Origin of the sequence: Nonomuraea pusilla (genome assembly GCF_900109355.1) — a bacterium.
GTDB lineage: Bacteria > Actinomycetota > Actinomycetes > Streptosporangiales > Streptosporangiaceae > Nonomuraea > Nonomuraea pusilla.
On the sequence record NZ_FOBF01000011.1, the window covers coordinates 246902 to 271339 of the forward strand.

The 24438-nt window shown below is 73.6% G+C and carries 30 protein-coding genes and 1 pseudogene; 16 read left to right on the top strand and 15 right to left on the bottom strand.

From position 1 onward, the window contains the following. Position 1: 1 nt before the first annotated feature. Positions 2-229, bottom strand: a complete 228-nt coding sequence (gene rpsR, locus BMX74_RS23780; protein ID WP_055501425.1) for a 30S ribosomal protein S18 — start codon at positions 227-229, stop codon at positions 2-4. Further along, on the bottom strand, positions 226-1365 hold the full coding sequence (locus BMX74_RS23785; protein ID WP_236714562.1) for a CobW family GTP-binding protein: 1140 nt from the start codon (positions 1363-1365) through the stop codon (positions 226-228). Before BMX74_RS23785 ends, rpsR begins: the two co-directional genes overlap by 4 nt. Positions 1366-1438: 73 nt before the next feature. Here BMX74_RS23785 and rpmG point away from each other — a divergent pair, with 73 nt between their 5' ends. From rpmG to rpmF, 4 genes are all read left to right on the top strand, one after another. Next, positions 1439-1603: a 50S ribosomal protein L33 gene (gene rpmG, locus BMX74_RS23790; protein WP_055501427.1), complete on the top strand. Its 165-nt coding sequence runs from the start codon at positions 1439-1441 to the stop codon at positions 1601-1603. A gap of 82 nt (positions 1604-1685) precedes the next feature. Further along, complete coding sequence (rpmB, locus tag BMX74_RS23795; RefSeq protein ID WP_055501428.1) at positions 1686-1922, top strand: 50S ribosomal protein L28; 237 nt, start codon at positions 1686-1688, stop codon at positions 1920-1922. Continuing rightward, complete coding sequence (gene rpsN / locus BMX74_RS23800) at positions 1922-2221, top strand: 30S ribosomal protein S14 (RefSeq protein ID WP_055501429.1); 300 nt, start codon at positions 1922-1924, stop codon at positions 2219-2221. The genes rpmB and rpsN overlap by 1 nt, the downstream gene beginning before the upstream one ends. Before the next feature lie 2 nt (positions 2222-2223). Further along, complete coding sequence (gene rpmF, locus BMX74_RS23805) at positions 2224-2391, top strand: 50S ribosomal protein L32 (RefSeq protein WP_055501430.1); 168 nt, start codon at positions 2224-2226, stop codon at positions 2389-2391. A 105-nt stretch (positions 2392-2496) separates the two neighbouring features. Here the strand turns inward: rpmF and BMX74_RS23810 are convergent, their stop codons facing one another. The 3 genes from BMX74_RS23810 to BMX74_RS23820 all read right to left on the bottom strand — a co-directional run bounded on the left by BMX74_RS23810 (position 2497) and on the right by BMX74_RS23820 (position 5410). After that, positions 2497-3744: an MFS transporter gene (locus BMX74_RS23810; protein ID WP_091102871.1), complete on the bottom strand. Its 1248-nt coding sequence runs from the start codon at positions 3742-3744 to the stop codon at positions 2497-2499. Next, positions 3741-4838 carry a PLP-dependent cysteine synthase family protein gene (locus BMX74_RS23815; RefSeq protein WP_091102873.1) on the bottom strand — a complete coding sequence of 366 codons (1098 nt, stop codon included), beginning with the start codon at positions 4836-4838 and terminating at the stop codon, positions 3741-3743. The genes BMX74_RS23810 and BMX74_RS23815 overlap by 4 nt, the downstream gene beginning before the upstream one ends. A gap of 89 nt (positions 4839-4927) precedes the next feature. Further along, positions 4928-5410, bottom strand: a complete 483-nt coding sequence (locus tag BMX74_RS23820; protein WP_091102876.1) for a hypothetical protein — start codon at positions 5408-5410, stop codon at positions 4928-4930. A 259-nt stretch (positions 5411-5669) separates the two neighbouring features. On the opposite strand from BMX74_RS23820, the gene BMX74_RS23825 reads away from it, so the two are divergent. Together BMX74_RS23825 and BMX74_RS23830 are read left to right on the top strand one after the other, a co-directional pair. Continuing rightward, positions 5670-6998, top strand: a complete 1329-nt coding sequence (locus BMX74_RS23825; protein ID WP_055501434.1) for an aminotransferase class V-fold PLP-dependent enzyme — start codon at positions 5670-5672, stop codon at positions 6996-6998. Positions 6999-7270: 272 nt separating this feature from the next. Further along, the gene (locus tag BMX74_RS23830; protein ID WP_143078742.1) at positions 7271-8128 is read left to right on the top strand and encodes a glycerophosphodiester phosphodiesterase; all 858 of its coding nucleotides are present in this window, start codon (positions 7271-7273) and stop codon (positions 8126-8128) included. 12 nt (positions 8129-8140) lie between these two features. Here the strand turns inward: BMX74_RS23830 and BMX74_RS23835 are convergent, their stop codons facing one another. Both BMX74_RS23835 and BMX74_RS23840 read right to left on the bottom strand, forming a co-directional pair. After that, positions 8141-8749: a TetR/AcrR family transcriptional regulator gene (locus tag BMX74_RS23835; protein ID WP_091102881.1), complete on the bottom strand. Its 609-nt coding sequence runs from the start codon at positions 8747-8749 to the stop codon at positions 8141-8143. Positions 8750-8809: 60 nt separating this feature from the next. Beyond that, a complete protein-coding gene (locus tag BMX74_RS23840) occupies positions 8810-9772 on the bottom strand; it encodes a hypothetical protein (protein WP_091102882.1) in 963 nt (320 codons plus the stop codon). 98 nt (positions 9773-9870) lie between these two features. Here BMX74_RS23840 and BMX74_RS23845 point away from each other — a divergent pair, with 98 nt between their 5' ends. The 3 genes from BMX74_RS23845 (at position 9871) to BMX74_RS23855 (ending at position 14057) form a co-directional block, all read left to right on the top strand. Beyond that, complete coding sequence (locus tag BMX74_RS23845) at positions 9871-12189, top strand: ATP-binding cassette domain-containing protein (protein WP_091102885.1); 2319 nt, start codon at positions 9871-9873, stop codon at positions 12187-12189. Positions 12190-12262: 73 nt separating this feature from the next. Then, on the top strand, positions 12263-13654 hold the full coding sequence (locus BMX74_RS23850) for an RtcB family protein (RefSeq protein ID WP_091102887.1): 1392 nt from the start codon (positions 12263-12265) through the stop codon (positions 13652-13654). Between the two features lie 4 nt (positions 13655-13658). Next, a complete protein-coding gene (locus BMX74_RS23855; RefSeq protein WP_055501440.1) occupies positions 13659-14057 on the top strand; it encodes an archease in 399 nt (132 codons plus the stop codon). A 15-nt stretch (positions 14058-14072) separates the two neighbouring features. Here BMX74_RS23855 and BMX74_RS23860 read toward each other — a convergent pair whose 3' ends face one another. After that, entirely contained in the window at positions 14073-14666 is a 594-nt protein-coding gene (locus tag BMX74_RS23860) for an MBL fold metallo-hydrolase (protein ID WP_055501441.1), read from the bottom strand. A gap of 186 nt (positions 14667-14852) precedes the next feature. On the opposite strand from BMX74_RS23860, the gene BMX74_RS23865 reads away from it, so the two are divergent. Further along, positions 14853-15200: a DoxX family protein gene (locus tag BMX74_RS23865; RefSeq protein ID WP_055501442.1), complete on the top strand. Its 348-nt coding sequence runs from the start codon at positions 14853-14855 to the stop codon at positions 15198-15200. Between the two features lie 212 nt (positions 15201-15412). Here BMX74_RS23865 and BMX74_RS45765 read toward each other — a convergent pair whose 3' ends face one another. The 3 genes and pseudogenes from BMX74_RS45765 to BMX74_RS23875 all read right to left on the bottom strand — a co-directional run bounded on the left by BMX74_RS45765 (position 15413) and on the right by BMX74_RS23875 (position 16016). Beyond that, complete coding sequence (locus BMX74_RS45765; RefSeq protein WP_256257239.1) at positions 15413-15520, bottom strand: SDR family oxidoreductase; 108 nt, start codon at positions 15518-15520, stop codon at positions 15413-15415. 35 nt (positions 15521-15555) lie between these two features. Further along, positions 15556-15702 (bottom strand): annotated as a pseudogene (locus tag BMX74_RS45770) (SDR family NAD(P)-dependent oxidoreductase); the annotation flags it as partial. Continuing rightward, complete coding sequence (locus BMX74_RS23875; protein ID WP_055501443.1) at positions 15699-16016, bottom strand: hypothetical protein; 318 nt, start codon at positions 16014-16016, stop codon at positions 15699-15701. The gene BMX74_RS23875 and the pseudogene BMX74_RS45770, both read right to left, overlap by 4 nt. A 70-nt stretch (positions 16017-16086) precedes the next feature. On the opposite strand from BMX74_RS23875, the gene BMX74_RS23880 reads away from it, so the two are divergent. Together BMX74_RS23880 and BMX74_RS23885 are read left to right on the top strand one after the other, a co-directional pair. Continuing rightward, complete coding sequence (locus tag BMX74_RS23880; protein WP_055501444.1) at positions 16087-17019, top strand: LysR family transcriptional regulator; 933 nt, start codon at positions 16087-16089, stop codon at positions 17017-17019. 22 nt (positions 17020-17041) lie between these two features. Beyond that, positions 17042-17593, top strand: coding sequence for a hypothetical protein (locus BMX74_RS23885; RefSeq protein ID WP_143078743.1), 552 nt, complete (start codon positions 17042-17044; stop codon positions 17591-17593). 195 nt (positions 17594-17788) lie between these two features. On the opposite strand, the gene BMX74_RS23890 is transcribed toward BMX74_RS23885, so the two are convergent. Further along, the gene (locus tag BMX74_RS23890; protein ID WP_176573267.1) at positions 17789-18007 is read right to left on the bottom strand and encodes a hypothetical protein; all 219 of its coding nucleotides are present in this window, start codon (positions 18005-18007) and stop codon (positions 17789-17791) included. Positions 18008-18017: 10 nt separating this feature from the next. Between BMX74_RS23890 and BMX74_RS45775 the strand changes: the two genes are divergently transcribed. The 3 genes from BMX74_RS45775 to BMX74_RS45785 all read left to right on the top strand — a co-directional run bounded on the left by BMX74_RS45775 (position 18018) and on the right by BMX74_RS45785 (position 19974). Next, a complete protein-coding gene (locus BMX74_RS45775; protein WP_256257240.1) occupies positions 18018-18278 on the top strand; it encodes an alpha/beta hydrolase in 261 nt (86 codons plus the stop codon). A gap of 119 nt (positions 18279-18397) precedes the next feature. After that, positions 18398-18955, top strand: coding sequence for an alpha/beta hydrolase (locus BMX74_RS45780; RefSeq protein ID WP_256257241.1), 558 nt, complete (start codon positions 18398-18400; stop codon positions 18953-18955). A gap of 764 nt (positions 18956-19719) precedes the next feature. Continuing rightward, positions 19720-19974: a MerR family transcriptional regulator gene (locus BMX74_RS45785; protein WP_055501446.1), complete on the top strand. Its 255-nt coding sequence runs from the start codon at positions 19720-19722 to the stop codon at positions 19972-19974. A 281-nt stretch (positions 19975-20255) separates the two neighbouring features. Here the strand turns inward: BMX74_RS45785 and BMX74_RS23905 are convergent, their stop codons facing one another. The 3 genes from BMX74_RS23905 to BMX74_RS23915 form a co-directional block, all read right to left on the bottom strand. Then, complete coding sequence (locus tag BMX74_RS23905) at positions 20256-21290, bottom strand: aldo/keto reductase (RefSeq protein WP_091102892.1); 1035 nt, start codon at positions 21288-21290, stop codon at positions 20256-20258. 78 nt (positions 21291-21368) lie between these two features. Continuing rightward, positions 21369-21791, bottom strand: coding sequence for a VOC family protein (locus BMX74_RS23910; RefSeq protein WP_055501448.1), 423 nt, complete (start codon positions 21789-21791; stop codon positions 21369-21371). A gap of 140 nt (positions 21792-21931) precedes the next feature. Next, the gene (locus BMX74_RS23915) at positions 21932-23182 is read right to left on the bottom strand and encodes a Gfo/Idh/MocA family protein (protein WP_091102894.1); all 1251 of its coding nucleotides are present in this window, start codon (positions 23180-23182) and stop codon (positions 21932-21934) included. A gap of 72 nt (positions 23183-23254) precedes the next feature. Between BMX74_RS23915 and BMX74_RS23920 the strand changes: the two genes are divergently transcribed. After that, positions 23255-24382: an ROK family transcriptional regulator gene (locus tag BMX74_RS23920; protein ID WP_055501450.1), complete on the top strand. Its 1128-nt coding sequence runs from the start codon at positions 23255-23257 to the stop codon at positions 24380-24382. Positions 24383-24438 lie beyond the last annotated feature (56 nt).

The following is a 24438-nucleotide window of genomic DNA, read 5'->3' on the forward strand; positions in this document are numbered from 1 at the left end:
TTCACGCGCTCGGGCGCGAGGCGTAGGGGAGCAGGGCCATCTCGCGGGCGTTCTTGACGGCCCTGGCGATCAGGCGCTGCTGCCGTACGGTGACGCCGGTGACCCGGCGGCTGCGGATCTTGCCGCGGTCGGAGATGAACTTGCGCAGCAGGGCGGTGTCCTTGTAGTCGACGTGGTCGACGTGCAGGAGCGGGTTGGGCTTCTTGCGCGGGGCGCGGCGGGTCTTCATGCGCTCTCCTTGACGAGGATGGGGGCGAACGGGTCGTCGTAGCGGCTCCAGGCGTCCTGCCCGGCCTGTTCCTCCTCCTCTCTGAGCAGGCAGGAGTCGAGGAGCGTGCGGAAGCGGGCGGCGTCGAGATCGGGACCGGTGAAGACCAGGTGCTGGACGCGGTCGCCGCGGGCGGGGTGCCAGTCCAGGTCGGCGGCCAGACGGCGGGCCGGGGACACCAGGTCCCAGGCGGCTCGGGGCAGTGCGGCCAGCCAGGGGCCCGCGGCCTCGACCGAGACGACGCCGGCCACCGCGTCCCAGGCCAGCAGCTCGTCCGGGCGGTTGGCCAGCCAGAAGCGGCCGCGCGAGCGCACCGACTCGGTCACCAGCTCGTCGACGGCCTCGAACAGGCGGGCCGGGTGCAGCGGGCGGCGGCTGCGCCAGACGGCGGTGACGATCTCGTCGGTCTGGAGGTCGCCGGGCAGCTGGGCGGTGGCGGGGTCCACGCGTTCGGCCAGTTCGCCGGCGCACACCCGTGCCCCCATGACGGGAGGCAGGGACTCGACGGTGTGGACGGAGGCGAAGGGGGCGAGGTGGGCGAGCACCGCGCGGGACAGCTCCCGGTCGTCCTCGTCACCGCCGTGCAGCACGAGGGTGGCCGGGTATTCGAACTGCCGCGCCAGCACCTCGGCCAGGTGACGCCGGTCACCGGCGGCCGCGGCCCTGCCGACCTCGCTGAGGCGTTCGCCGCGGGTGATGTCGTCGGGCAGGGCCGCGGCGTCCAGCGCGGTGAGTACGGCGGTGAGCCGCAGGGTCTCCCGGGCCTCGGCGCAGTCGATCGCCTCGGCCACCGAGCGGGGCTCCACCGAGTCCCACAGGTCCACGATCAGGAGTGCCGCACCGGGCGCCAGCATGACGAGCTGGGGGAGGAGGTCCTCTCGCACGGTGCAGGTGACGCAGCCGTGCGCGAGCCGCACCTCGGCCGTGTCGAGGACGCCCGTCCTGTCCCGGACGCCGCGGCGGACGCGCCCGTGGGTGACCTGGCTCAGGTCGTGGTGGATGGCGAGTGAGCCGGGATGCGCGGCGAGCAACCGTTCGACGGCGGCGGTGCGAGCCGTGGCGTGCAGGCCCGCGACGAGGACGACCGGGGTTGGCACGAAACCTCCAGAAGTTGGTATGAAAACCGTTTTCGTTATCATGGCATACTGCCGCAAGTGGAAAGGAACTGTTTTGGCCAGAGATGAGGTGCGCCCCGTGATCAAGCTCAGATCCACGGCCGGCACCGGCTACACCTACGTGACCAGGAAGAACCGTCGGAACACCCCCGACAGGCTCACCCTCCGCAAGTACGACCCGACCATCCGCCGGCACGTGCTCTTCAGGGAGGAGCGATGAAGAAGGGCGTCCACCCCGACCACCGCCCGGTCGTCCTCCACGATCGCGTCGAGCGGTTCGACCAGCGTCACGGGAGGCTCTGATGTCCACGCACTGCCAGCTCACCGGGGTCAAACCCGCCTTCGGCAACAACGTCTCCCACTCCCACCGCCGCACCCGGCGGCGCTGGAACCCCAACATCCAGCGGCGCCGCTACTGGCTGGAGAGCGAAGGCCGCCACGTCCGGCTCACGCTCAGCGCCCGTGCGATCAAGACCATCGACAGGATCGGCATCGACAAGGCCGTCGCCCAGATCCGTGCGAGAGGAGAGCGGGTCTGATGGCCAAGAAGAGCAAGATCGCCGCTAACGAGCGGCGCAAGGCCGTGGTCCGGCGCTACGCCGAGCGGCGGGCCGAGCTGAAGGAGGTCGTCCGCACCGGCACGTCCCAGGAGCGGGCGGAAGCCGTTCGGGCGCTGGCTCGCCAGCCGCGCGACGCCGGCGCCACCCGCGTCCGCAACCGTGACTCCGTCGACGGCCGTCCTCGCGGGCACCTGACCAGGTTCGGGCTCTCCCGGGTGCGCTTCCGGGAGATGGCCCACCGCGGTGAGCTGCCCGGCGTCAGGAAGGCGAGCTGGTAGCCATGGCCGTCCCCAAGCGGAGAACCTCCCGCGGCAACACCCGGCACCGCCGCAGCCAGTGGAAGGCGACGGCGCCCGACCTCGTCCCGGTCACCGTGAACGGACGGCGGCTGCTCGTGCCCCGCCGCCTCGTCCGCGCCTACCAGCGGGGTCTGATCGCCGTCGAGTGAGCCGGCCCGGCCGCCGGGCTCCTGCCTGCCCCGCGTGGCGAGCCCCGCGCGATGGCACGGCGGGATGCCCGGTGGCCGGGAGACCGCCGATTCGCAGGCGCGGGGTCAGGCGGGGGCAGGGGCGGGGCGGGGCTCGCCGAGGCGGGCACGGCGGTCCAGGCGGCGGAGCGCCGCCGCCGAGGCCAGGCCCGCGCCCGAGAGGAGCAGCCACGGCAGGCTCGCCCACCCCGACGCCCTGGCCGCGTCCAGCGTCACCCCCGCCAGCAGGTTGCCCGCCAGGATGCCCACCCCTGACAGCAGGTTGTACAGCCCGTAGTAGGTGCCGATCAGCCGGTCGCCCGCCATGTCGGCGATCGTGGCCATCTCGAACGGGAAGGCCACCAGCGTGCCCGCCGTGAGCAGCACGACGCACGCGGCCACCGGCAGCAGGCCCCACGGGGGCGGGAGCGCGAGGTGCGCCGCCGCCGCGACCGGCAGGAAGGACAGCCCCATGAGCGCCATGCCACGGGTGACGGCCCGCCCGCGGCTCCAGCGCGCCGAGCACCAGGACGTCACGCGGACCTGCCCCGCGATGCCGAGCAGGGCCGAGACGACGTACAGCGCCGTCACGCCCGCGTCGCCGCCGCCGAGCCGCTGCACCTCCAGCGGCAGGCCCAGGTACATCTGGTACGACAGCGCGTACGAGGCGGCCATGGCGGCGGCGAACGAGACGAAGGCGCGGTCGCCGAACGCCTGCCGCCAGTCGCGCAGCACCGGCGGCGCGGCGTCCTCCGCCGGGGCGCGCCGCGCCGGCAGGTGGACCGCCTGCAGGACGGTCAGCGCGGCGAAGATCCCGGCGGCGGCCAGGCACACGGCGGTGAAGCCGGCGTCGAGCAGCGCCACGCCGACGACCGGACCGAGCAGGATGCCGCCCTGGTAGAACACGTTGAACACGGCGAACGCCTCGACCTTGCGCTCGCCCGCCTCGGCGGCGAGGTAGGCGCGGGCCGCCGGGTTGAACAGGGCCCCGGCGAACCCGGTCACGACGGCGGCCACGACGAGCAGCGGCAGCGACGTCGTCAGCCCGAACAGCGCGAAGCCGAGCGTCCGCAGGGCGCAGCCCGCCATGATGAGCGGCTTGGGCCCCAGCCGGTCGGACAGGGTGCCACCGATGAGGAACAGCCCCTGCTGGCTCATGTTCCGCAGGCCCAGCACCAGCCCGATGGCCCACGCGGCCAGCCCCGCCCCGGCCGACAGGTGGTGGGCGAGGTACGGCATCAGCATGTAGAAGCCCAGGTTGATGCCGGCCTGGTTGACCTGCAGGACCTGGATCGGGCGGCCGAAGGAGCGGAACTGCCGCAGCGCGCCGGTCATCGACCGGCCGCCGGGGTCGCGATCAGCGGGTCGACGACGGTGCGGCAGCGCGTCCAGCGGAGCACCTCGCGCTCCCCCGGGTGCTCCAGGACGTCGGGCTCGTCGGCAGGGACGGCGTCGAGCAGCCCGTGCGCGTGGCAGTAGTCGTCGTCGAAGACGGTGTTCCAGTACCTCCACGGGCCGTCGGGGAACACCGCGACGACGGTGTGCCCGGGGCCCCGCACGCGCGCCAGCCAGCGGGCCACGAGCGCGACGGCGCCGGTGCTCCAGCCGCCGGAGACGTAGTGCCTGGCCGCCAGGTCCCTGCACGCCCACACCGCCTCGGCGGGCGCCACCCAGTGCACCTCGCTGAACGACCCGTACGCCACGTTGCGCGGATGGATGCTGCTGCCCAGCCCCCGCATCAGCCGGGGCCTGGCGGGCTGGCCGAAGATGGTGGACCCGACGGTGTCGACGCCGACGAGCTCCATGTCCGGGAAGTGGCGGCGCAGCTCGCCCGAGATGCCGGCGCTGTGGCCGCCGGTGCCGACCGAGCAGACCAGCGCGTCGATGTGCGGCACCTGGGCGAGCAGCTCGTGCGCCAGCCCGGCGTAGGCGCCCGCGTTGTCGGGGTTGTGGTACTGGTCCGGCCAGTACGCCCCCGGGATGCGCGCAACGAGCTCGGCGACCCGGCGGCGGCGCGCCTCCTGCCACCCGCCGACCGGGTCGGGCTCGGTCACCAGGTCGAGACGCACCCCGTACGAGACGAGCAGGCTGCGCATGAGCGGCTCCATGCCGGGGTCGCCGACCAGGACGACGGGGTGGCCGAACACGATGCCGGCCAGGGCCAGGCCGAGCCCGAGCGTGCCGCTGGTCGACTCGACCACGGTCGCGCCCGGCTTGAGCTCCCCTCTGGCCCTGGCCCGCCTGAGCATGTGCAGGGCGGGCCTGTCCTTGATCCCGCCCGGGTTGAAGCCCTCCAGCTTGGCCCAGAAGCCGGTGCCGCCGGGCTCGGCGACGAACGTCAGCGGCGTGTTCCCGACGGCCAGGGAAAGGGAGGGCCGCCCGGCGGGAGGAGCGCCGCGAAGGCGTGTGGAAATGGTGTGCGATGACATGAGGAATCTCCGATGTGAATGCTTTTGCGGGCGCGGCGGAACGGCTCGCCCCGCGCCGGGAAAAAGGGACGTCGATCTCGCTTGTCGTCCTATATGCGAATCACACAGAGAAGGGCGCGGACGGGCCCGGAGAAAAGGATCGCGGAGGGAAATTCCAGCGGGGCGGCGCCGGCCGTCACGGCGGGAACGACCCGTGCGGCGGCGGGCGTGCCGGCCTCGGGGCGCGGCGCCTGACCGGCGTCCGAGCCGCCGGGCTCGGTGCCGTGGTGGTGCAGTTCGGGCAGGTCGCGGTGCGAGCAGTGCCCGTAAGCGGCGGTGAGCGGCCCGCTCACCGGCCCGCTCACCGGGGCGTTCACCGGCGCCTTCATCGGCGCGGTCGTCGGCGCTGCCTGCGACTTCGTGCCGGCGTGCGCGGCGTGGCCGGGGTGGACGGGGTGGGCGGGGTGGGCGGGGTGGGCGGCGGCCATGTGGGCGCGGTGCGCGCCCGCCTCCGACAGCACCACCGCCGCGCACGCGCCGCCGTGGGCGAACACCGCTCCGGCGAGCAGGGCGAGCGCGAGCGCCGCGTTCACCGCCCACCCGTGTCCCGGGAAAGGGGCCGGAACGCGGAATCGCATCCGTCCTGTCGCGCGCATCACCGCCGATGATGCCCGGCGAAAAGCAGGACGCGCCCAGCGAAACTGCAGTTCTTTGCAAAACGCGCCGCCTGCCGCCCGCGCGGCGCGGGCCCGGGGCGGAATGCTTGGCCTTCGGCCGGGCGCGGAATGCCCGGCCCTCCGGCCGGGACGGACGGCCGGAAAGAGTAATCGGAGACGTACGGGGGAACTTGCCATGGCCCTGCCCAGGCGCATGATGCTCACGGGATTCGGCGGCCTGGCCGCGGCGCTCGCCGGCGCGGCGGCCAGACCCGCGGCGGCCTGGCCGGGCGAGGAGGAGCCGCCGCGCCGGGCGCCCGCGGCGCCTCCCGGCGTCACACCCGGCGAGCTCGCCCGCGACGAGCGCTTCTGGTCGTCGGTCGCCCGGCAGTTCCGCGTGACCGACGAGTTCGTCAACCTGGAGAACGGCTACTACGGCATCATGCCGGAGCCGGTCAGGCTCGCCTACCACCGCAACGTCGACCACCTCAACGCCTGCAACTCCTACCTGCTGCGCACCTCGTACAAGGAGCGCGCCGACCGGGTGCGCGACAGGATCGCGGCGCTGCTCGGGGCCTCCGCGGACGAGATCGCGCTCACGCGGGGCGGCACCGAGGCGCTGCAGAACCTCATCTCCTGCTACCGGCGCCTGCGCCCCGGCGACACCGTCATGTACGCCGACCTCGACTACCCGACCGGCCGGCAGACCATGGACTGGCTGCGCGGGCGGCGCGGCGTGGACGTCGCCCAGGTCGTGATCCCCGAGCCCGCCCACCGGCAGGCGGTGCTCGACGCCTACGAGCGGGCGCTGCGCGCGCACCCGAGGGTCCGGCTGCTCCTGCTCAGCCACATGAACAACGTGACGGGCCTGGTCACCCCGGTGCGCGAGATCGTCGCCATGGCGCGCGAGCGCGGCGCCGACGTCATCGTCGACGCCGCCCACTCCTGGGGCCACCTCGACTTCACGATCGGCGACCTCGGCGCCGACTTCGGGGTGTTCTCGCTGCACAAGTGGATGGGGGCGCCGCTCGGCTCCGGGTTCCTCTACGTCAGACGAGGGCGGCTGGACGACGTCGAGCCGGTGTTCGGCGACGCCTCCACCCCGGATCCTGACATCCGCACCCGCGTCCACTCCGGCACCATGGACGTCGCCCCGATCCTCACCGTGGACACCGCGCTCGACTTCCACGAGGCGCTCGGCGGCGCCGTCAAGCAGGCCCGCCTGCGGTACCTGCGCGACCGGTGGGTGGGGCGGGTGCGCGACATCCCCGGCACGGCGATCCTCACCCCCGACGACCCCGCCGCGTACGGCGCGATCACCGCGTTCCGGCTGCCCGGCCGCACGTCACAGGCCGACAACCTCGCCGTCGCGAGGACCCTCATGGACAGGTACCGCATCTTCACCGTGCAGCGCAGCGGGCCGGTGGGCGGCGACTGCGTCCGCGTGACCCCGGCCCTGTTCACGTCGTCGGCCGACGTCGACCGCCTGGCCTCCGCGCTCCGCGACCTGTCCCGCACCTCCTGACCCCCGCGGACAGGAGGCCTTCCCCGGGCGGGGGGCTCGCCGGGCGGCCCTCCTGCCTTCCCCGGGCGGGGCTTGCCGGGCGAGCGAGAATGTGTCATCAATGGGTAATCAATCACATACGAAGCGTAAACATCGCAGGTCCTGCCCCCCGCCCTCGGGTCCCGTAACGGAACGAAGGAGAGGCCCATGCCGATCGCCGAGCTCCGCGGGCGCGCCGCCCCCGCCGCCCGTCCCGGGGACACCCGCCGGGCCCCGGCGGGGAGGTGACGTCCGTGACCTCCCCCGCCCCGGCGGCCCGCACGCGGCGGCGCATCGTACGGGGCACGCTGGCGGGCTCGCTGCTCATCGTCCTGTCGCCGGTCGGGGTCGCGAGCCGTCCCGCTCCCGCGGGCGCGGCGCCGAAGCCGGGGGCGGGCCGCTGCCTCCTCCCGGCGCCCGTGTCGCACCGGGGCTACGACAGGGGGATGTCCGAGAACACGCTGGGCGCGTTCCGCCAGGCCCTCGCGGCCGGCTCGCGGCGCGTCGAGTTCGACGTCCGCTTCACCAGGGACCACCATCCGGTGCTCATGCACGACGCCACCGTGGGACGCACCACCACCGGCTCCGGCGCGGTCGCGGGCATGAGCCTGGCCCGCTTCCTCTCCCTGCGCACCGAGGACGGCCAGCGTCCTCCGACCCTGCTCCAGGCGCTGTCCATGCTGCGCGGCAAGGTGGCGGAGGCCCTGGTGGAGCTGAAGGTCGTCCCCGGCCCCGCCGACCTGCGCGCCCTGAAGGACGCCTACCGGCGCGCCGACGCCTACCGCTGGGCGAGCCTGACCTCGTTCTCCCCGGCCGCGCTGCAGGCCGCCCGGTCCGTCCCGGCCCGCAAGGGGCTGCTGTCGGCCACGCCGCCGCCGAACGCGCTCGCCCGGCGGTTCGGCTTCGTCGCCGTCCGGTACGACCACCTGAGCGGGGCGCGGCTGCGCGCCTACCGGGTCGCCGGCCTGCCGGTCTACGCGTGGACGCCCGACGACCCCGCCGACTGGCGCCGCCTCGCCGACGCGGGGGTGACCCGCATCGTCACCGACAGGACCCCCGCGTACCTGGCCTGGGCCAGGCGCACCTGCGCCCGCGGCGCCCCGGACACCTGACCCGCCCGGCGCTCAGCGCGGCACGGGTGAGAAGAGCCGGTCGAGGTGGGCGGTGAGCAGGGCGACGGCGGTGGGGCCGCTGTGGCGGCCGGCCAGCACCGCCGACTGCAGCCCGGTGACCAGGGCCAGCGCGACGGAGGCGGACGTCCGGGGGTCCTCGTCCACGGCCAGCTGACCGGCCTCGCGCGCCTCGCGGAACCGCTCGGCGAGGAAGTCCAGCAGGGCGTTGGCGTACGCCAGGCCTTCGGGCGCGAGGTGGGGCTCGGTCAGGGTGAGCGTGTGGTGCGCGGTGTAGGCGAGCACGACGCGGTGGCTGTCCTCGTCCACGGGGATGAGGGCGGTGAGGGCCGCGTACAGGACCTCGCGGGGGCCGGCGGGGCGGGGGAGCGACTCCACGCCCCGCGCGACGCGCGCGGCGATCCGCCCGCCGAGGTGCTTCAGCACGCCCCGCAGCAGGTCCTCCTTGGAGTCGAAGTAGTACTGCACCAGCCGGAGCGACACCCCGGCCTCGGCCGCCACCTCGCGCATGCTGGCGGCCCGCAGGCCGCGTGAGGCGGCGACGCGCGCCGCCGCCTCGGCGATCTGCCGCCTCCGCTCTTCATGATCGACGGTCTTGGGCATGGTTCGACCATACGCATCCGCCGGGACGGCGGCAGGGCGACCGGCGGGTCGCGGGGCGGGTCAGGGGGCGGTGGTGGTGTCCTGCCCGGCGATCCAGCGGTCGAGTTCGGCGTTCTCGGCCCGCAGGCGGGCCTCCAGGACCGCGAGCCAGGCGTCCACCTCGCGGGGATCGTGCCCCCGCAGCTCGCGCACGGTCTCGTCCCACTCCTGGACGGCCCGCCGGACCGCCTTCCCGAACGCGTCCTCCAGCCTGCGGCGGGCGGCCGGCAGGGCGGCGGCCGCCACCGGACGGGCCCAGCCGCGCCCCCGGACGGTCAGGGTGACGACCACCCGCCACCGCCCGTCAGGCGCGGCCGCCGGGGAGAGCCGCAGCACGCCCTCGCCCAGAGGATGGCGCAGCGCCGCCGTGAACGCCTCCGCCCGGCGCCGCCCGCGGCCGTTCGCGGATCGGCCGAGCCGCCCCGGGCCCTTCGCCCAGGACGGCCAGGACCAGCCGAGCCGCCCCCGGCCCTTCGCCCAGGACGGCCAGGACCGGCCGAGCCGTTCCCGGCCCTCCGTCGCGGTCCACCACCGGCCGGCGTCCAGCCGCGCCGCCCAGGAGAGCCGCTGCCACCGCTCGACGCCCCGGTACGAGCCGCCCGCCCGGACGGTCTCCGCCCTGGCCGGGCTGTGCAGGTGCGCCGTCCAGGTGGCCAGGCCGCCGTCGTCGAGCCAGGTCTCGCCCTCGGCGCTCACCGGTCCGTGCCGCTCCCAGGACCTCAGCACGACCTCCGTCGTCGTGCCTCCACGGTCCTGCGGCTCGCCGTCCTCGCCCACCCGGTCCACGTGCCACTGGTAGCGCGCGCCGGCGGTCAGGTGCTCGCCCTCGACCAGAGCGACGTCCGCGTGCCGCTCGATGTCCCGGATCCAGCCGTCGCCGTCCAGCTCCAGCCGCCCGGCCCGCTCGTACAGCGCGTCGACGCACTCCTCGAACCACCGGCGCGGCAGCGCCTCGACCACGACCTCGCACCGGAATCGCGCCACATCGTGATGATCCACGAGAAGACCGAGGGGGTCCAGTCCTGCCCCGGACCACCCCCGTACGGTGTATCGTACGTCGTACGGACCAGAGGAGGGGCGTGATGGAGGTCATCCGGATTCGCGGCGCGCGGGAGAACACGCTGAAGAACGTGGATCTCGACCTGCCGAAGCGGCAGCTCACCGTCGTCACCGGGGTGTCGGGCTCGGGCAAGTCGTCCCTGGTCTTCGACACGCTCGCCGCCGAGTCCGGGCGGCAGCTCAACGAGACGTTCTCCGCCTTCGCCCAGAGCCGCCTGCCCACCTACGGGCAGCCCGATGTCGACCACCTGGAGAACCTGCCCGCCGTGATCGTCGTCGACCAGAACCGGCTGTCGGGCGGTCCGCGCTCCACCATCGGCACGGTCACCGACATCGGGGCGCGCCTGCGGCTGCTGTTCTCCCGCGCGGGCACGCCGTCCGCCGGGCCGTCCAACGCCTACAGCTTCAACGACCCCGCCGGCATGTGCCCCACCTGCCAGGGCCTCGGCGTCGCCGCCACCGTGGACGTGGCCGCACTGGTGGACGACGACAGGTCCCTGGCCGAGGGGGCGATCACCTTCCCGCCGTTCGCCCCCGGCCAGTGGATGTGGAAGGCGTACGCGCGGTCGGGCTTCTTCGACGTCGAGAAGAAGATCCGTGACTACGGCCCGCGGGAGCGCGACATCCTGCTGAACGCCCCCGCGGGCAGCCTCAAGCCGCCCGCGGGCGTCGACGCCGCGGGCAGCGCGTACGAGGGCCTGCTGCCCCGCTTCACCCGCCTCTACCTGCACCGCGAGCCCGAGTCGTTCAAGGGCGCGCAGCGGGAGGCGTTCGAGCGGATCGTCGTACGACGCCGCTGCCCCGACTGCGACGGCACCCGGCTGGCGGCGCCCGCCCGCGCCTGCCTGGTGGAGGGCCGCTCCATCGCCGACTGCAACGCGATGCAGGCCGACGAGCTGCTCGCCTTCCTGGAAGCTCTCGACCGGCCCGAGGTCGCCCCGCTGCTGGCCGTGCTGCGCGGCCAGCTGCGCCGGCTGGCCGCCCTCGGCCTGGGCTACCTCAGCCTCGACCGGGCGACGTCCACGCTGTCCGGCGGCGAGTCGCAGCGCGTCAAGATGGTGCGCCACCTCGGCAGCGCCCTCACCGACCTGCTGTACGTCTTCGACGAGCCCACCGCCGGCCTGCACCCGCGCGACGTGCGCGCGCTCGGCGCGATGCTGCTCGACCTGCGCGACCGCGGCAACACCGTCATCGTCGTCGAGCACGACCCGGAGATCATGTCCATCGCCGACCACTGCGTCGACATGGGGCCGGGGGCGGGCGCGGCGGGCGGCCAGGTGGTCTACAGCGGCGACTACGCCGGGCTGCGCCGCGCCCCGACCCCCACGGGCAGGGGCCTGCGGGCCGTCAGGGCCGAACGCCCCGCGCCGAGGCGCCCCGCCGGCTGGCTCGTCATCGAGCACGCCCGCACCCACAACCTGCGCGACGTCACCGTACGCATCCCGCGCGGCGTCATGACGGCCGTCACCGGCGTGGCGGGATCGGGCAAGAGCAGCCTCGTCCTCGGCCACCTGCCCGCCGCCGAGCCAGGCGCCGTCGTCATCGACCAGAAGCCGCTGCGCGGCTCCCGCCGGTCCAACCCCGCCACCTTCACCGGCCTGCTCGACTCCGTCAGGCAGGTCTTCGCCAAGGCGACCGGGCAGCCGCCCGGCCTGTTCACCCCGAACTCGTCCGGCGGCTGCCCCGGCTGCGAGGGCGCGGGCGTCGTCTACACCGACCTGGCGTTCATGGAGGGCGTCACCACCCGCTGCGAGACCTGCGAGGGCAGGCGCTTCACCGCCGAGGCGCGGCGCCACACGGTCGGCGGCCGCAGCATCGCCGACGTCTTCGAGATGAGCGTGGACGAGGCGCTGCGCTTCTTCACCCAGCGGCCCATCCTGGCCACGCTCGGCCGCCTCGCCGACGTCGGCCTCGGCTACCTCACCCTCGGCCAGCCGCTCAGCTCCCTGTCGGGCGGCGAGCGGCAGCGGCTCAAGCTCGCCGCCGAACTCGCCTCGCCCGGCCGCACGATCGTCCTGGACGAGCCCACCACCGGCCTGCACCTCGCCGACGTGGACCACCTCGTCGGGCTGATCGACCGGCTCGTCGACTCCGGCTCCACGGTCGTCGTCATCGAGCACAACCTCGACGTCGTCCTCGCGGCCGACTGGATCGTCGACCTCGGGCCGGAGGCGGGACGGGACGGCGGCAGGGTCGTCTTCGAGGGCACCCCGCACGAGATGATCAAGAACGCCTCCACCCACACCGCCGTCCACCTGCGCGGATACGTGTCAGCGAGCGCGGAGGCGTCCGGGGCGGCGTCCAGGGACGAAGGGGCACCGGCCAGGGACCTTCGGCCCTGACGGGCGGCCCGCGCCGCGCCGCACGATGGAGGGTGGCGTCCAGGTGCCGAGGATCCGTCCACGGAGGAGGCGTATGCGGCTCGTCCAAGAGACCCCTTACCGGTTCCGCCTCGACAGGACCGGCCCCATGCGGGTGCCCGGGGTCGTGTTCGCCTCCGCCACGCTGCTCCTCGAGGACGAGGCGCTGCGGCAGGTGGCGAACGTGGCCACGCTGCCCGGCATCGTCCGCGCCTCCTACGGCATGCCCGACCTGCACTGGGGCTACGGCTTCCCCATCGGCGGCGTCGCGGCCACCGACGTGGAGCAGGGCGGCGTCGTCTCGCCCGGAGGCGTCGGCTTCGACATCTCGTGCGGCGTCCGGCTGCTCGCCTCCGACACGCGCCGCGACGGCCTGCCGCTCCACCGGCTCATGGACCTGCTCGGCGACACCGTCCCGCGCGGCGCGGCCACCGGCGCCCTCTGGACGCTGTCCGGCCGTCCCGAACTGGAGGCCATCCTGCGCGACGGCGCCCGCCACGCCGTCGGACAGGGCAGAGGCGTGCCCCGCGACCTGGAACGGTGCGAGGACTTCGGCGCCCTGCCGGGAGCCGACCCCGCCCAGGTCGGCGCCCGCGCGATGGAGCGCGGGCTCGGCCAGGTGGGCAGCCTCGGCTCCGGCAACCACTTCCTGGAGCTGCAGACCGTCGAGCAGGTCTACGACGAGGCCGTGGCCGCCGCGTTCGGGCTGCGTGCCGGGCAGGTGTGCGTGATGATCCACTGCGGGTCACGGGGGCTCGGGCACCAGATCTGCACCGACCACGTCCGCGCCATGGACAAGGCGATGGCCGGGTACGGCATCGACGTGCCCGACCGGCAGCTCGCCTGCGCGCCCGTCGAGTCGCCCGAGGGGCGGGCGTACCTGGGGGCGATGGCGGCGGCGGCCAACTACGGCCGCGCCAACCGCCAGGCCCTCGGCCAGGCCGCCAGGGACGCCTTCTCCTCCATCGCCGGGGCCCGGCTCGACCTCGTGTACGACGTCTCCCACAACCTGGCCAAGATCGAGGAGCACGACGGCAGGCTCCTGTGCGTCCACCGCAAGGGCGCCACCCTGGCGCTGCCCCCCGGGCATCCCGGCCTGCCCGGCGACCTGCGACTCGTCGGGCAGCCCGTCCTCATCCCCGGCACCATGGGCACCGCCTCGTACGTGCTGGCCGGCGTCGCGGGCGGGGAGGCGTTCCACTCCACCTGCCACGGCGCGGGCCGCACCCAGAGCAGGCACCAGGCCGCCCGCGCGATCAGCGGCAAGGAGCTGCGCGCCCGGCTGGAGTCGCGCGGCATCGCCGTACGCGGCCTGGGCTGGCGCGGCCTGGCGGAGGAGGCGCCGAGCGCGTACAAGGACGTGGACGCCGTGGTCGCCGCCAGCGAGGGCGCCGGACTGTGCCGCAGGGTCGCCAGGCTGGTGCCCATCGGCGTGGTGAAGGGCTGAGCCGGTGCGCGGGCACCGCACCCTCCCGCACACGGCCGACAGCCGCGTCCAGGCGTGGGCGCCGACGCGGGACGAGTGCGTGGCCGAGGCCCTGCTCGCCGTGACGGACAGCTTCCTCGACACCGCCGGCGCCGTCCCCGTCGCCGGGCACCTGCTGCGCCTCGAACCGGCCGAGCCCGAGGACCGCCTGGTCGCCGCCCTGGAGGAGATCATCTACCTCATGGACACGACCGGCCGTGTCCCCGTCCGCGCCGCCGCCGAGGATGACGTCCTGCGGCTCGGCATGGCCGACACCGGCGCGCTGCCCCAGATCGGCGCGGTGCCCAAGGCGGTCGCGCTGAGCGGGCTGTCCTTCACCGAGGGACCGAACGGCTGGACCTGCGAAGCCACCCTCGACGTCTGAACCCACCCTCCGGAGTCACCGCGGCAGGCGGTAGGCGCGGCCCTCCACGCCCCACTCGCCGAACGGCAGCGGCTCGCCCGCGTCGATCGCCCGGATCGACGGCCTGCCGACGTGCGCGAACACCAGGCGTCCCACGCCGAGGGCGCGCGCCCGCGCCGCGGTGTCTAGGACCGCCGCGTGCCCGCCCACGCCGCCCGCGAACCTGATGGGCCTCCGCCACCCGGCCGCGTCGGCGAACATCACGTCCACGCCCGCCGCCCAGCCGGGGAACTCCCAGAACTCCGGCGCCCACGCCGCCGTCCCGCCGCCGTACTCCAGCAGGTAGCCGTACGCCGGATGCGAGGTGTGCGCCACCGGCAGCGGCGTGACCGTCAGGGCGCCCAGGCGCAGCGCCTCCACCGCCGGACGCAGCCCCAGCGCGCCGGCGCGCCGCCGGATGTCGGCGATCAGCTCGCACCGCGGGTCGCACACGAGCCAGGCCGCCACCGGGCCGGACGGGCTCGCGTCACCGCCGCCGTCGAGCATCACCGCCCGGCCGCCGGCTTCGACCAGCAGCCCGGCGGGCCTGAACCGCGGCGACGCCGCCGCCCCGACCCCCAGCAACGTCATCCGCACGCCACCACCCCCCGCACGGGCCACCACCGGCCTGCGCGCACCGGCGAAGGGCTCGCACGCATCGCCGGCGCATCGTCAACGTATCAACGGCCGGTCCCAGACTCCGGAGACATGAGGGACGCACGCGAAGGAAAGTTCCGCGCCGGCGTCCCTGTCCGCGAATGATCAGGAGGAATCGCCATGTTCACCGCTCACGTCGTCATCACCGTCGTGGCCGCCGTCTGGGTCGGCTTCTCCGGCTTCTCGCTGCTGCGCAGGGCCGACTTCGTCGCCAAGCCACTGATCGAGTACGGCGTGCCGCAGTCGTGGTGGCTCTGGCTGGGTGCGGCCAAGGCCGCCGGAGCGATCGGGCTGCTGGCCGGTCTGGCGGTTCCCGCGATCGGCGTCGCCGCGGGGATCGGCCTGGTCCTGTACTTCGCCGGAGCGGTCGTCACCGTGCTGCGGGCCCGGTCGTACAGGACCGTCGTGTTCCCGCTGCTGTACCTGGCACCCGTCATCGCCGCCCTGGCCGTGGGCGCGGCGGCATAGGGCGAGGACGTCACCTGGTCCAGACGGCACGGGCCCCCGCCGCTCCGACACGGGTGCGGAGGGCGGGGCCGCCGCCGGGTCAGGTGCGCCGGCAGCCGGGGAGCGTCGTCATGCCGCTCTCCGTGTGGTGGATGGCAGTGGATCGTCCACAGGCCCGGGTTGTCCGCGTCGATCTCGACGCGGACCCGGCCCGAGCGGCACCGCGAGGACCCTCATGCCCGCCGCCCGCCGTCGACCGACATCGCGATCCCGGTGACGTAGGACGCGGCGTCCGAGCAGAGCCAGACCGCCGCCGCCGCGACCTCCTCCGGCGTGGCCAACCGGCCGAGCGGCGTGATCCGCCGGCTCTCCTGACCAGCTCGGTGGTCTCGGCCGCCGTGCTCGCGTCGATGTCGAGCACGGCCACCGCGGCGTCGCCGCGGGCGCACTCCAGCGCCGTCGCGCGGCCGATCCCACTGCCGGCGCCCGTGACCAGCCCGACCTTTCCGGAAAGGTCGCTCATGCCAGCGGCTCATGGTTCGCCCAGGCGACCCTGTACGGGTGCCGCGACTGCCAGTGGTCGATGACCTCGTGCAGGCCGGGCGCCGTGAACGCCTTCGCCAGCGCCTCGATGTCGGCCACGGCCACCTGCACGATCGCGGTCGCGATCAGCGCCGGGATGGCCTCCTCTCCGGGGACGGGGATGTGGCGCCGGGCCGCGACCGACTGCGCGAAACCGGTGTCGAGCATGACCCGTTCGATGTCTGCAAGGTACTGATCGAGCTCACTCGCGGGCAGCGGACGCTCGAAGGAGACCATCATCGTGTGCGTAATCATGCAGCAATTCTCGATGGCGTACGCCGCTGAAGTCCAAGACCCGCTCACTCTTCGGCGATAACCTGGAGGCATGGTTGAACTGGAGACCAGAGAGCTCGCGTACTTCATCGCGGTCGCCGACGAGCTGCACTTCGGCCGGGCCGCCGCCCGGCTCTCGATCGCCCAGCCGGCACTGTCGAAGGCGATCCGGCGCATCGAGACCCGGCTCGGCGTCCCGCTGTTCATCCGCTCCAGCCGGCACGTCGAGCTCACCCCGGCAGGGGAGGCGCTGCGCGAACACGGGCGGCACGCGCTCAACGCGGTGAGCGTCGCCGTCCGGAATGCCCGGCGCGCCGGCGACCCCCAGGCCCACCTGCGGCTGGTGATCAAGCCCGGCGGCGACGCCGGCCTGTTGTCCGGGATCCTGGCCGCATACGCCCACCAGCCCGACGCCCGCCAGGTGGACATCCTGTTCAGCGGCCCCGCCGACCGCGCCGACATCCTGCGCGACGGACGGGCCGACGCCGGCCTGCTGTACGCGCCGTTCGACGACCTCGACGGCCTGGCCCACGAGACACTGCTCGTGGAGGACCGCGTGGTCGTCGTCCCGTCCGGTCACCGGCTGGCCGGTCACGCTTCGGCGCGCATGTCCGACCTGGAGGGTGAGACGCTGCCCCGCTGGAAGGGGATACCCGGGGGCGACGGCAGCGGTCCCGAGGTCGCCGACGTGGTCCAGATGCTCCAACTCATCACGGTGGGCCGGATGGTCGGGGTGCTGCCCCGCTCGCTGGTCGAGCCGGTCCCGGCCGGCCTGGTCTGCGTCCCGGTGACCGACGCGCCGCCCAGCCGCCTGGTGCTCGCCTGGAACGAGCAGGACCGCCGGCCGCTGGTCGCCTCGTTCGTGGCCGCCGCGCTCAGGCCGCGCCGGCACGCGACCCGATCAGACCTCGACGGACCCGACGCGCCACCCGGTTCGGACGGCGAGCGGCTCGTGCCGGAGGGCGAACGCCGGGAACCTTCGTGAGGTTCTGGGCGTCCTACGTGTCATGCGTATGATCGTTACTGCGGCCGTCACCGGGGCCGGCATCCTCGTCTTCCCGTCCGCCTCGGCCGCGACCGCCGTATCGGCTCCGCAGAAGGCGTGTACGTTCACCTGGTTCAACATCGACGACCGTGACGTGCTCACCGCGGTCTCCGAGGCGAAGACGTTGGCCAAGGGCGAGACGTGGGTGCCGTCCATGCAGGTGTTGCGGTCGGGCGTCGCGCAGGTGACCGGGGTGAAGCTCGACCAGCCGCAGGCGGCGATCACGTCGTTGGGCGAGCAGATCCGCCGGCCGTTGGCGCCGATCGGCGGGACGTACCCGTCCAGGGGGCGTCACGGTGAGAACTCCTTCGGCGGCGCCGGCCGGTATGTCGTCTACCAGATGGTGTCCCGCCTGGTGGACGCCGACTTCGTGGTGGAGTGCGGCGGTAAGCGGCTCGGCGCGGGACACGCCACCTCCTGGCAGCCGGGCGACGCCGGCGGGACGGCCCAGTGCGGCGTCAAGACGGGGGACAAGACGCGCATCGCGGACCTGGCGCTCCGGCTGGCCTGCTAGCAGCCAGAGCCGATCCCCGCGAAGCAGGTGACGTTCGTCGCGCCGGCTGTCGCTCGGCGGCGTCTGTCAGCTTGGGGCGGCGGCCTCGGCCGTGACGGCGGCCATCCGAGGTCGGCATGATCGGCCCTTCTCGTAGGGCCTGGAGATCATATGGAAGGGCCGGGCGTCCTCGGCGAGCATGCCAGGACGGGTCGGTCACCCGGGTGCCTGATCGTCCTGCGCCGGGACCGGCAGGACGTTCTCGGCGCGGCAGGACCGGCCGGTGAGCAGGTTGGTGGTGGCGCCGGTGATGACCGAGTCGAGCCGGTCACGGGTCTCGGTCAGATCGGCGATCCGCTTGTCGATGTTGTCACGCTGAGTCGCCGGCCGGGCGAGCGGCTCGGGCGTGGCGCGACCGTCGGCGACGCACGGCATGAGCTCGACGATGACCGCGGCGACCGGCATCATCAGCGGCCTCGCCGCAACGCCGGTCGTCTCGGCCGAGCCGATCGTGCTGCCTGCCCGCGAGCGCGGCGACGACCTGCGCGTACGCGTGTCCGCGCCGGTCACAGGACACGACCTGCTGATCATCTGGTTCGCGCACGGGTTCGGCTCGAACCCGGACGGTTACGCGCCCCTGACCGACTACTGGGCCGCCCACGGCTTCGTGATGATCCAGGCCACCCACCTGGCCCCAGAAGGCTGAACCTCGCCGCGGACGACCCGCAAGCCCCGGCTGTGGCGGTTCCGCGTCGCCGACATGAAGCGCGTTCCTCGACGACCTCGACGTGCTGGAAGCAGCCGTCCCAGGCCCGGCCGGGCAGCGTGGACCGCGGTCGCGTCGCCGCGGCCGGGCACTCCTTCGCCGGCCAGACCGCCGCGGTCCTGCTGGGCCTGCGCGTCGCCGACCCGCGCACCGGAGTCGCGGAAGACCTGTCCGACCCGCGGATCACCGCCGGCCTCCTCCTGGCCACGGCCGGAAAGGGCGGCGACCATCTGTCGCCCTTCGCCGCCGAGAACCTCCCCTGGCTGCGGGAGATGGACTTCTCCCACGTCACCGCGCCGGCGCTCGTGGTAGCCGGCGACAAGGACGCCCTCCCGCCGACCACCCAGGGACCGGAATGGACCATCGAGCCCTACGCCCTCAGCCCTGGCCCCAAGAGCCTGCTCACCCTCTTCGACGCCCAGCACTCCCTCGGCGGCATCTCCAGGTACGAGGCCGCTGAGACCACCGATGAGAACCCGGCACGCGTCGCCCTCGTCCAGCAGGTCACCCTCGCCTGCCTGCGCCACGTCCTCGGCATCGACGGCTCCGCCTGGGCCGCCGCGCAGGCGGCCCTCGCCGGCACCCGCCATCCGACGGGACGACTCGAATCCAAGTGAGGCCTGCACCCGTACGACGGCAGCCTGCCAGGGACGGCCACCCAGGCGAGCACCGGCCGGTTCCGTCGGTAGGGGGCGACGAACGTGGAAGAAAAACTTCAGTCGCCACAGTAGATATTCGTGCCGCGGGCGGCTAGAGTTCCTGTCATCGCAAGGAACGGATCCACGAGGGCAGCGCAGGACTAGCACCACGACGGGGCTGCCCGGACGGACGTGGACAGCAGTACGGAACACCGCAGTACAGAACGGAGTGAAGGCAGAAGGTCGGACTGCCGGGGCCGGCGTAGTGGAACAGGGCCCGGGCGGTGGACGCGCTGCCTGTCGCACGAAGCCGGCACCACATGTCGAGGTGCCGGGGTATCAGGTAACCGGAAGGGAGTGTTGAACGCCATCGGGATCGCCCGTCGCCGGCCGCACTGGGCCGCACGGGTACCGCAGCTCCATGAACAGGATGGTGGTCTACGGTCACGCTTACGCGATCCCCGCATCCTGCCCCAGGCGGCAGGTGTATGCGGAACAAGTGAACCGGCCTTCAGAGCCGGTGGATGGTGTTGAACCTCATTCGGGCCCCGGCGCATCATGGCGCCGGGGCCCCTGTCCGCATTCAGGAAGGTTGTATGGATCAAACACATCAGGCTCCGGCATCGAGCACCGTCAAGCGACACCTGCCGAACCACAGCCCAACGGAACCGGCCAACGCCTCTGCCCTCTCCGGCGGCAGCCCCGAGCAGCGGCTCGATGACGAGGACTACCCCGCCTACAGCATGGGCCGGGCCGCGGAGATCCTCGGCGTCACCCCGGCCTTCCTGCGCAGTCTCGGCGCCGCCAAGCTGATCGAGCCGCTGCGCTCGGAGGGCGGTCATCGCCGTTTCTCCCGCTACCAGCTACGCCTGGCCGCCCGCGCCCGCGAACTCGTCGACGCCGGCACGCAGCTGGAGGCCGCCTGCCGCATCATCATCTTGGAAGACCAGCTCGCCGAGGCCCTGCGCATCAACGAGGAACTGCGCCGGCGCGACTGACCGCCGCATCGCGGCCCCGGCCATGCTCCGGCCATGCCCCGGCCATGCCCCGGTCACGGGGACCGGCCCGCACCAGGGGAGGTCATGACGGCGAGGGCTACCTGGCACTCTCCTTCGCAGGCCGGCCACCTGCCTCCAGGATGGAAGCCCCCTGATGGAGGACAGTCGCCGCGCGACCTGGTCACCATGGTCGCCGAGCTACGGCGGCGGGAGGCGGCCCCCGCGAGAACCTCGACGCCACCATCCCGGCGGCGCCCCGGATGCGGAGGACGGTCGCCGGGTCAGGCCGCCGCGCGTTCGCCGGCCGGCCGCCGGCGCAGCGACGCGCGGGTGACGGGCGGCGGGTCGTAGGACACGTCGAGCGGGCCGATGTCGGCGCCCGGAGGCACGATCTCGTCGATCCTGTCGAGGAGGTCGTCGCCGAGCACGGTGCCGGCGCCGGCCAGCAGGTCGTCGAGGTGCTCCATGGTGCGTGGCCCGATGATCGCCGAGCTCACGCCCGGGTGGGCGACCGTGAACGCCGTCGCCATGTGGGCCAGCGGGATCCCTGCCTCCTCGGCCAGCAGGGCGAGCCGCTCCACGGTGTCGAGGGTGCGTTCGTCGGTCATGTGCCGGGGCACCCAGGCCATCCGGCGCTCGGGGACCTCGGCCGCGCGGCCCTTGCGGTAGCGGCCGCCCAGCAGGCCCATGCCGAGCGGGCCCCACACGAGCGCGCCCATCCCGTAGCGCTCGCAGACGGGCAGGACCTCACGTTCGACGCCGCGGTTGAGCAGCGAGTACGGGGGTTGCTCGGTGCGGAAGCGCGCCAGGCCGCGTCGCTCGGCCACCCACTGGGCCTCGACGATGTCGGAGGCGGGGAAGTTGGAGGTGCCGATGGCGCGTACCTTGCCGGCGGCCATCAGGTCGGTCAGCGCGGCGAGGGTCTCCTCGATGTCGGTCAGGGGGTCGGGGTGATGGATCTGGTAGAGGTCGATGTGGTCGGTCCGGAGGCGGCGCAGGGAGTGCTCGACCTCGGTGACGATCCAGCGCCGGGAGTTGCCCGCGCGGTTGGGGTCGTCGCCCATCGGCCCGTTCACCTTGGTGGCGAGGACGACGTCGTCGCGGCGGCCCTTGAGCGCCTTGCCGACGATCTCCTCGGTCTCGCTGTACGAGTACACGTCGGCGGTGTCGATGACGTTGATGCCGGCGTCGAGGGCCCGGTGGATGATGCGCACGCACTCGTCGTGGTCGGGGTTGCCGGCCCGCCCGAACATCATGGTGCCCAGGCAGTAGGGGCTGACGTGGATACCGGTCCGCCCCAGGGGTCGCGTCCTCATGCTGGTCGTTCCCTTCGATGCTGTCGGTGGTCCTGGGGGCGTGGCGCGGGAGGCGCGCTCCCGCACCACGCGTGAGGGTCAGCCGTTGTACTCGCTGGCGACGTCCACGACCCAGACGACGCCGAAGCGGTCCTTGAGCATGCCGTAGAGCGGGGCCCACTGCGCCGGGGCCAGCGGCTGCACGACGGTGGCGCCCTCGGAGAGCTTCTCCCAGTACGCGGTGATCTCCTGCGTGGTCTCGCCGCGCAGGGAGAGGAAGAACGCGTTCTCGCCCGGGTTCCACGGCATCCGCGAAGGCACGTCGTACGCCATCACGTGGAAGCCGTCGTCGGCGAGCACCTGGCCCCACATCACCTGGTCCGCCTCGGCGGGTTCCTGCACGTTCCCGGCGTCCTTGTACGTGACGACGGCGAGGGCGCCACCGAAGACGGACCGGTAGAACTCGAGCGCCGCGCGGGCATCCCCACGGAAGTTCAGATGAGTCACGGACTTGACGGCCATATCGGCTCCTGACCATTGGTTGTCGTTTCTACGCGCCGTTGTCCGGCGCGAGACGACAGTCTCAGGGGAACAGGTCAGGTTGTGGCCGCTTCTCACGGCGACATGGACTCATGCCCGAGAGCCTCGGGGCGCGCGGGCGTTCAGTCCAGGGAGACGACCGTTCCCGTCAGGCGGGAGTGTTCGGCGGCCCACACCACGCGGTGCGTCATGAGGCTCTCGGTCGCGTCGGAGCGCAGCAGGGCCGGGTCGCCCGAGGCCACGGCGGCGAGGAAGGCGTCGGTCAGCCCCTCGTCGCCGCCGCCGTGCCCGTCGGCGGCCGACGGCCCCGCGAGGCCGCCGGTGGCGACGATCTCCTCCTGACCGGTGCGGAAGTCCACCACCCGCAGGTCGCGGCCGTCGCCGTCGATGTAGCCGTGGGTGCCGAACAGGCGGGTGCGCCGGTGCTCCATCGGTGTGAACGCGCTCATGGTGAACGAGCACGTCGCGCCGTCGTCGAACTCCATCAGCAGCTCCTGGTGGTCGACGACGTCGTTGTCGCACGCGTAGACGCACCTGCCGTACGGGCCGGTGCGCAGGGCGTCCAGCACCTCCTCCTCGGTGCGCCCGGGGGTGACCGCCGACAGCGGCCAGAACTCGCTGTCGGGGTCGCCGAGACAGCCCAGGTAGAGCCGGGGCGCCGAGTACGGGCACGACGGCTCCAGCGGGCAGTCCAGGCACCGGTCGGCGGCGGCGGGGGGCCGGTCGGCGGCGCGGAAGTGCGACAGCGAGCCGAACGACGACACCCGGGTCGGTGGCCGGCCGAACAGGTGCACGAGCCAGTCCACGTCGTGGCACGCCTTCGCGAGGAGCATCGGCGCGGAGGTGTCCTGCCGCCGCCAGTGCCCGCGCACGAACGAGTGCGCCTGGTGCCACCAGCCGACCGGCTCCAGGTGCTGGACGCTGACCAGCCGCCCGATCCGCCCTCCGTCCAGCAGCTCCTTGACCACGCGGGTGTACGGCGTGTACCGCAGCACGTGGCAGACCGCCAGCATGATGCCGTTGCGCCGGGCCGCGGCGGCGATCATGGCCGCCTCCGGCTCGCTGGTGGCCATCGGCTTCTCCAGGAGAATGTGGTAACCGAGGTCCGCCAGCGTCACGGCCGGATCGGTGTGCAGCTGGTCGTGCGTGGCGATGACCGCGGCGTCCGCCACGCGGCCGGCCGCCGCCAGCTCCTTCCAGTCCGCGTGTGCCCGGTCCGGCGCGATCCCGAACTCGGCCACGAACGCCGCCCGCCGCCGCGGGTCGGGCTCGGCCACCGCCACCACGCGCCCCGCGCCCGTGGCGTGCGCGCGGCGCGCGTAGGTCAGGCCTCGCAGGCCGCCGCCGACGACGGCTAGAGTCACCTCAGTCATGGAACCTTCCCCGATAAATATCATGGAGAGCATCATTATTCGGTCTTGGGAAGCTGGCAGCAAGGGGGTCCGATGACGGGGGAACCGGCCGGGGGCGACCTGTCGCGGTTGCGTCAGCTCAACGCGCTCGCCGTGATCAGGGTCCTGCAGGGCCAGGAGTCGCTCACGCTGACCGAGGTCGCCAGGCGCACGGGCCTGTCGCGCGCCTCCGCCGAGGACGTGGTGCGCGAACTGCTGCGGATGGGCTGGGTCGCCGAGGCAGGGGCGACCGCGGGCGGTGTGGGCCGCCCGGCCAGGCGCTACCGGTTCAGGGCCGACGCCGGCCGGGTGCTCGGCGTCGACATCGGCGGACACAAGGTGCTGGCCGTGGTCGCCGACCTCGACGGCGACGTGCTGCACAGCGCCCGCCTCCCGGTCACGCCGGAGATGGGCCGGCTGGAACGCCTGGAGGCCGTCGACCGCGCCGTCGCCGAGTGCCTGGAAGGCGCGGGAATGTCCGGGGGAGAGGTGTGGGCCTCCGGCGTCGGCACGACGGGCCTGGTGGACGGCGTCGGCAAGGTGCTGCTGTCCGAGGCGCTGCCCGAGTGGACGGGCGTCGACCTGGCCGCCCACGTACGCCGTCTGGCCCCGGCCCCCGTGCTGGTCGAGAACGACAGCAAGCTGGCCGCCCTGGCCGAGCGCTGGCGTGGCGTGGCCCGTTACGCCAAGGACATGGTGTTCCTGCTGGCCGGGCTGCGTACCGGCGCGGGCCTGGTCATCGACGGCAAGCTGCACCGCGGCTTCGCCAACGCCGCGGGCGAGATCGGCGCGCTGCCGGCACTCGGCTGGATCCGCGCCCAGGAGCACCTGAGCGCCGCCAGCGGCGAGGCGGGCGACGTGTTCGCCGCCGCGCGGGCGGGCGACAGGGCGGCGGCGACGGCGGTGCGGCGCTACGTCAAGGACCTGGCCCTGGGCGCGTCCGCGCTGGTCCTGGCGCTGGACCCGCAGATGGTCGTGGTCGGCGGCGGCTTCTCGCGCTCCGCGGACGTGCTCATCGAGCCGCTCAGGCGGGAGCTGGACCGCTGGTGCATCCGCACGCCCGAGGTCCGCATGTCGGCGCTCGGCGACGAGGCCGTGGTGCTCGGCGCCGTACGGCTGGCGCTCGACGACGTCGAGGAGCGGGTGCTCGACGGCCGCACACCCCTCGTGAGCCATCTGTAACACGTCCACTCTTGCCAACAATTTCACTGGACTCCATGATTACTCCCACGTTCTAG